This is a genomic window from Pseudidiomarina woesei, assembly GCF_001418345.1.
Classification (GTDB): domain Bacteria; phylum Pseudomonadota; class Gammaproteobacteria; order Enterobacterales; family Alteromonadaceae; genus Pseudidiomarina; species Pseudidiomarina woesei.
Genome location: NZ_LIPW01000010.1, coordinates 42988 through 49582 on the forward strand (window position 1 = coordinate 42988; position 6595 = coordinate 49582).

5 protein-coding genes are annotated in these 6595 nt (G+C 46.5%); 4 read left to right on the forward strand and 1 reads right to left on the reverse strand.

What is annotated here, in order from left to right; translation table 11 throughout:
• Positions 1–753 (reverse strand): outer membrane protein assembly factor BamD, encoded by a 753-nt coding sequence (locus ASC40_RS11020; RefSeq protein WP_055439865.1) that lies wholly within the window; start codon positions 751–753, stop codon positions 1–3.
• A 119-nt stretch (positions 754–872) separates the two neighbouring features.
• Here ASC40_RS11020 and rluD point away from each other — a divergent pair, with 119 nt between their 5' ends.
• The 4 genes from rluD (at position 873) to pssA (ending at position 6139) form a co-directional block, all read left to right on the forward strand.
• Complete coding sequence (gene rluD, locus ASC40_RS11025) at positions 873–1841, forward strand: 23S rRNA pseudouridine(1911/1915/1917) synthase RluD (protein WP_055439866.1); 969 nt, start codon at positions 873–875, stop codon at positions 1839–1841.
• A gap of 2 nt (positions 1842–1843) precedes the next feature.
• Positions 1844–2539, forward strand: coding sequence for a peptidoglycan editing factor PgeF (gene pgeF / locus ASC40_RS11030; RefSeq protein WP_055439867.1), 696 nt, complete (start codon positions 1844–1846; stop codon positions 2537–2539).
• Positions 2540–2613: 74 nt separating this feature from the next.
• On the forward strand, positions 2614–5187 hold the full coding sequence (gene clpB, locus ASC40_RS11035) for an ATP-dependent chaperone ClpB (RefSeq protein ID WP_055439868.1): 2574 nt from the start codon (positions 2614–2616) through the stop codon (positions 5185–5187).
• Positions 5188–5290: 103 nt separating this feature from the next.
• Positions 5291–6139: a CDP-diacylglycerol--serine O-phosphatidyltransferase gene (pssA, locus tag ASC40_RS11040; RefSeq protein ID WP_055439869.1), complete on the forward strand. Its 849-nt coding sequence runs from the start codon at positions 5291–5293 to the stop codon at positions 6137–6139.
• The last annotated feature ends 456 nt before the right edge of the window (positions 6140–6595 follow it).

Below are 6595 nucleotides of genomic sequence, written 5' to 3' on the forward strand. Positions count from 1 at the left end.
TTATTTTAAATAAGCGCTTTGCGGAAAGTTTTGTTGCAGGGTTGCTCGAGCATCAGCTGCTAATTCTGTAAGATTCAAGCTGTCATATGCTTCAATCATGATGCCTAACGCAAATTCTGTTTCCGGTAAATTGGTAAAGTTTTCTAGCACATATTTGCTGCGATTTGCGGCAGCTAAGTAAGCCTCGCGCTTCATATAATACTGAGCAACGGCTAGTTCATGGCGCGCTAAACGACTTTTTAAACCAAGCATGCGCAGGCGTGCGTCAGCCGCATATTTACTATCAGGGAAGCGACGCACAAGCTCAGCATAATCGTCAAAAGCTTCACGCGCCTTAGTAATATCGCGATCAGCTCTATCAATTCCAACTAATTCTTGAAAGAAATTCTCTAAAGCACGCTCGTTGGTTAAGCCGCGCATGTACAATGCATAATCAATCGACTGATGATTCGGGTTTAAACGCGTGAAGCGGTCAATGGTCGTCAGTGCCTTGTCGATATCTCCAGTTTTGTAATAAAGATATATAAGGTCTAATTGAATTTGATTCGTAAGTGGACCAAATGGATATTGGGTACTTAAGGCTTGCATAGTTTGCAGCGCCATATTGAAGTTACCGCTTTGCATAGCACTTTGAGCGCGAGCGTAACCAGCTTCGACATCACTTACGCGAGAAGTATCCACTTCATCGGGAGAACTTGAGCAGGCACTAATGGTTACTGCGGCAACGCAGACTAAGATAAGACGAAATTTCATAATTAGTTTTTGTTCTCTGTTGATTTAACTTTGGTGCAGCGCACCAAACAGGTACACTATACATATTCACGCATTCTAGCGCAGCGTTGGCTGCTTTCACAGGTCCGAATACTATATTTATGAGCGAACAGATTTCTTTAACAGGTCAAGTCCCACAATCTGCCAACGGCAAGCGCTTGGACCAAGCACTGGCTGAGATGTTCCCCGATTATTCACGGTCGCGGTTAAAAACTTGGATAACCGACGGTCAAGTTCAAGTTGAGGGGCAGGTTGTCGACAAGCCGCGCGAAAAAGTGTTGGCAGGCATGATGATTGATATTATTGCCGAATTAGTCGAAGAAAAGCGCTTTGAAGCGCAGCCTATTGCTTTAAATATTGTGTACGAAGATGATGATATTTTGGTCATCAACAAGCCGGCAGGTTTAGTTGTTCATCCAGGCGCGGGCACGCCAGATGGTACCTTGCTAAACGCTTTGTTGCACCACTTTCCGGCTATTGATCAAGTGCCGCGGGCCGGTATCATTCACCGATTGGACAAAGACACAACGGGCCTAATGGTCGTTGCAAAAACAATTCCCGCGCAAACGCACTTAGTTGCAGCAATGCAAGAGCGTGAAATAACCCGTGAATACGAAGCTGTCTGCAATGGACCAATGACCGCCGGCGGCATGATAGATGAGCCGATTAGCCGGCATCCAACAAAGCGTACCCATATGGCCGTGGTGGCAACTGGCAAACCGGCGGTGACGCATTATCGTGTGGTTGAACGATTTCGTGCTCACACTCATTTGCGTTTGCGGTTGGAAACGGGACGTACACACCAAATTCGCGTACACATGGCCCACTTGCGTCACCCTTTGGTAGGTGATTTGACTTATGGGGGGCGGCCAAGACCACCTCAAAAGGCAAGTGCCGAGTTGTTAGAAACGTTGCGCGGCTTTCGTCGTCAAGCATTGCACGCCGCAAAGTTATCATTGCATCACCCAATAACTGGTGAATGGATGAGCTGGGAAGCAGCGACTCCGGATGATATGGTTGCGTTAATTGAGGTATTGCGTGCCGATCGCCGCGAGCATCCGGTCGATTAACTGTGCTTAAGTTAAACTGGCAGCTTCCAGCTGGTGTTGCAGCGACAGTAACCACGGTTGAACAACCGGGTAACTTAGCTGCGCATGTCAATGCCGACCCAGCGCAGGCGATACGTCACCGCCGCCAGTTGATGCAACAAATGTCGTTACCATCGGCACCTCGCTGGTTGCGGCAAGTACATGGCAATCATGTAGTCACATTTTCGCAAGCCCGCCCCACTCAGGTCGCTGACGCTATCTACTCTGCCCAACCAAGTTCTGTGTGTGCCGTTCTTACTGCTGACTGTTTGCCCATTTTGCTATGTAGCAACGATGGTAGCGAAATAGCTGCTGTACATGCAGGTTGGCGCGGTTTGGTGAATGGCGTGATTGAGAAAACACTTCAGCATTTTCAGCACAACGCAAAAGCGATTCGGGCCTATATTGGCCCAGCTATTTCCCAATCTGCGTTTGAAGTAGGGGTTGATGTATATCAAGCTTTTAATTCTTTAGAGTTGGTTGATTCCGAGACATTTCATCCTCATCTTGAGAATAAGTGGATGGCAAACCTACCGCTGATGGCGCAGCGTCTATTGCATCGCGCCGGTTGCACCGATGTAACCTTGAGTAACTTGTGCACATACAGCGACTCACGTTTTTATTCCTACCGTAAAAACCCGAATTGCGGACGCATAGCAACTTTGATTTGGAAAAAATAAATATCCCTCTTGAAATCGTCTATTTAATACCCACATTAAAAATCAGGATATAACTGTATTTTTCGAGGGTAATCATGCGATTCGATAAGTTAACTAACAAATTTCAACAGGCTATAGCTGATGCTCAATCATTAGCATTAGGCCGTGATCATCAATTTATTGAACCGGTGCATGTTATGCACGCACTGCTCACGCAGGATGGCGGTACCATTCGTCCCATCATGACGCTTTTGCAGGTTGACACGAATAGTTTGCGAACGCAGTTGACTGCGGCATTAGATAAGCTGCCAAAAGTTGAAGGCACCGGCGGTGACGTTCAGGTTTCAGCGGCCACCGGCACGTTGCTGAACTTGTGTGATAAGTTCGCGCAAAAACGCAATGACCAATTTATTTCATCCGAGTTGTTTTTATTGGCTGCGACAGAAGACAAAGGTGCGCTTGGCGAAATTTTGAAAAAGCTTGGTGTAACCCGTGACAAATTAGAGCAGGCCATACAAAAAGTTCGAGGTGGTGAAGCCGTGCAAGATCAAAATGCTGAAGATCAACGTCAAGCATTGACAAAATTCACGATTGATTTGACTGAGCGTGCTGAGCTCGGGAAATTAGACCCCGTAATCGGACGCGATGACGAGATTCGTCGCACCATTCAAGTTTTACAACGCCGTACTAAAAATAACCCAGTATTAATTGGTGAACCTGGTGTTGGTAAAACCGCAATAGTTGAAGGCCTTGCACAGCGCATTGTCAATGGCGAGGTGCCAGAAGGTTTGAAACATAAGCGCGTGTTGTCACTTGATTTGGGAGCTTTGCTAGCTGGCGCCAAATATCGCGGCGAATTTGAAGAGCGCTTAAAAGCCGTGCTGAACGAACTGAGTAAAGAAGAAGGTCGCATCATACTGTTCATTGATGAATTGCATACTATGGTTGGTGCTGGTAAAGCCGACGGTGCAATGGATGCCGGCAACATGTTGAAGCCTGCTTTAGCGCGCGGCGAGCTGCATTGTGTTGGCGCAACCACGCTCGATGAATATCGTCAGTACATTGAAAAAGATGCCGCGCTTGAGCGTCGCTTCCAGAAAGTATTGGTCGATGAGCCGTCAGTAGAAGATACCATTGCAATTTTGCGGGGCTTAAAAGAGCGTTATGAAGTGCATCACTCTGTGCAAATTACAGATCCAGCTATTGTCGCTGCGGCTGCGCTTTCACATCGTTACATTAGCGACCGCCAGTTGCCAGACAAAGCAATTGATTTGATTGATGAAGCAGCTTCAAGTATTCGTATGCAAATTGACTCAAAGCCGGAAGACCTAGACCGCCTTGAGCGCCGTATTATTCAGCTGCAACTTGAACAGAAAGCATTACAGAAAGAAAAAGACGATGCCAGTAAGAAGCGTCTAGATCTACTTGAGTCGGAGCTGAAAGAGCAGCAGCACAAATATGCTGAACTGGAAGAGGTTTGGTTATCGGAAAAAGCCGTCGTACAGGGCGAGCAAAATATAAAAGCGCAACTAGAGCAGGCAAAGACGGATCTTGAAATTGCGCGTCGGGCTGGTGACTTGAATCGTATGTCCGAGTTGCAATATGGTCGTATACCTGAACTAGAGCGTCAATTGAAAGCGGCTGCAGAAGCTGACGAACAGGGTATGTCGCTTCTCAAGAACAAAGTGACTGATGAGCAGATTGCCGATGTACTGTCACGGTGGACAGGCATTCCGGTGAGCAAAATGCTTGAGGGCGAGCGCGATAAGTTGCTGGCCATGGAACAACAACTACACAAGCGCGTGGTTGGACAAGACGAAGCCGTGACATCAGTAGCGAATGCTATTCGCCGCTCGCGTGCCGGGCTTTCAGACCCGCAACGGCCCATTGGTTCGTTCTTGTTCCTAGGGCCAACAGGTGTAGGTAAAACTGAGCTTTGCAAAGCGCTGGCGCACTTTATGTTTGATACCGACGAAGCCATGGTACGAATTGATATGTCTGAGTTTATGGAGAAACACTCAGTTGCTCGTTTAGTTGGTGCTCCTCCGGGCTATGTCGGTTATGAAGAAGGCGGTTACTTAACTGAAGCAGTGCGTCGTCGTCCTTATTCGGTGGTGCTGCTTGATGAAGTTGAGAAGGCGCATCCCGATGTATTTAATATACTGCTGCAAGTATTGGATGATGGTCGATTGACTGATGGCCAAGGGCGCACAGTTGATTTCCGCAACACGGTGATCATTATGACGTCAAACTTAGGCTCAGATATTATTCAAGAAAAAGCGCATGAGCATACTTATGAGCAGATGAAAGCTGAGGTGATGGGTATTTTATCGCATCATTTCCGCCCAGAGTTCTTAAACCGAGTGGATGAAACCGTGGTGTTCCACCCATTGGCGAAAGATCACATTAAAAACATTGCACAAATACAGTTACAACGATTGTACAAACGGCTAGCCGAGCGTGATTACAGTATTGAGCTCACAGATGCTGCGTTAGCTCACTTAGCTGCAGCTGGCTTTGATCCTGTGTTTGGTGCTCGGCCATTAAAACGTGCTATTCAACAGGAGTTGGAAAACCCGTTAGCGCAGCAAATACTTTCGGGCAAACTCTTGCCTAAACAGCTCATCAAAGTTGACTTCAACAACGAGCAACTTGTGATCACGCAGTAGAGCATGCAAATGTAATAGCCGAGCTAAGCATAAGCTCGGCTATTTATTGCGCCGAATAAGCTATGTTATGCTATGTGGCCACATTATATAAGGGAACCAAAATATGCCTGATAACAAAGAGCAGTCATTATCCACCGCAAAGAGCCGTGGGATTTTTCTGTTGCCAAACCTTTTGACAACAGCAGGGCTGTTTTCAGGGTTCTTTGCCATCGTAGCGTCTATGAACAATATGTTCGAGTCAGCAGCCGTTGCTATTTTCATTGCCATGATCTTCGACGGTCTTGACGGACGTGTTGCGCGTATGACCAATACAGAGAGTGCATTTGGTGCCGAATATGACAGCATGGCTGACATCGTATCGTTCGGTATGGCGCCGGCATTAGTTATGTATAACTGGGCTTTAAGTGATTTAGGTAAGCTTGGTTGGTTAGCTGCATTTATCTTTGTTGCCGGCGGTGCCTTACGGCTCGCACGTTTCAATACCAACTTGGGTTCGGCCGATAAGCGTTATTTTCAAGGCTTAGCCATTCCAAGCGCAGCTGCCATTGTTTCTGGTTTTGTCTGGGTTGGTAGCAAATATGAAATCGATCCAAATAGCGTTAGTTACATTGCTGCGGTGTTAACTATTGCCGCCGGCTTATTAATGGTCAGCAACTTTCGTTATCACTCATTCAAAGATGTCGATTGGCGTGGCCGTGTGCCTTTCATCGCGATTTTGGCAATTGTGCTTGCATTTGTTGTGGTCGCAACGGAGCCATCGCTCGTTTTGTTCTCAATATTCTTTTTGTATGCTATCTCGGGTCCAATTACGACATTCCGAACTGTGAAGAATATTAAGTTAGAGCACGTAGTTGGTGATGCGGAGGACGAAATCGACTTAGACGCAACTAAAAAGCAACAAAACGATCAAGAAAAAACTGAAAAAGCGAGTGATAAACCATCAGTTGATTAAAAACTCCGCAGTCAGTTCGTTTTAAGCAAAAAAGATCTTGCGCCGTTGCTCATGATCCTTATAATTCGCCGCCGTTGTCACCAAGTGATGACGGCGGTTCAAGTCTTAAGAAGCTGTGATGAAAATCACAAAAAAAGATCCAAAAGGATCTTGACCTGAACCACGGATAGCGTAGAATACGCATCCCGCTTCACACTCCTTGAGTGAGAAAGCGAACGTTCTTTAACAATATACCAAGCCAAGCAAACTGTGTGGGCACTTACCGGATTCAGGCAGAGAAGCATCTTCGGATGCACAAAAGGTCATGCTCTCTTTAACAAGAGACGGACCACCTGACTGATTGGAAAAGTGCTTAACAAATTAGATTTATTAAGTCATTGATTCAATGGGTCGATTAAACACTTTAAACTGAAGAGTTTGATCATGGCTCAGATTGAACGCTGGCGGCAGGCCTAA

Excerpts from the sequence above, each read along its gene's own strand:
- clpB (WP_055439868.1), top strand. The coding sequence starts at position 2,614 with ATGCGATTCGATAAGTTAACTAACAAATTTCAACAGGCTATAGCTGAT.
- ASC40_RS11020 (WP_055439865.1), bottom strand. The coding sequence starts at position 753 with ATGAAATTTCGTCTTATCTTAGTCTGCGTTGCCGCAGTAACCATTAGT.
- pssA (WP_055439869.1), top strand. The coding sequence starts at position 5,291 with ATGCCTGATAACAAAGAGCAGTCATTATCCACCGCAAAGAGCCGTGGG.
- rluD (WP_055439866.1), top strand. The coding sequence starts at position 873 with ATGAGCGAACAGATTTCTTTAACAGGTCAAGTCCCACAATCTGCCAAC.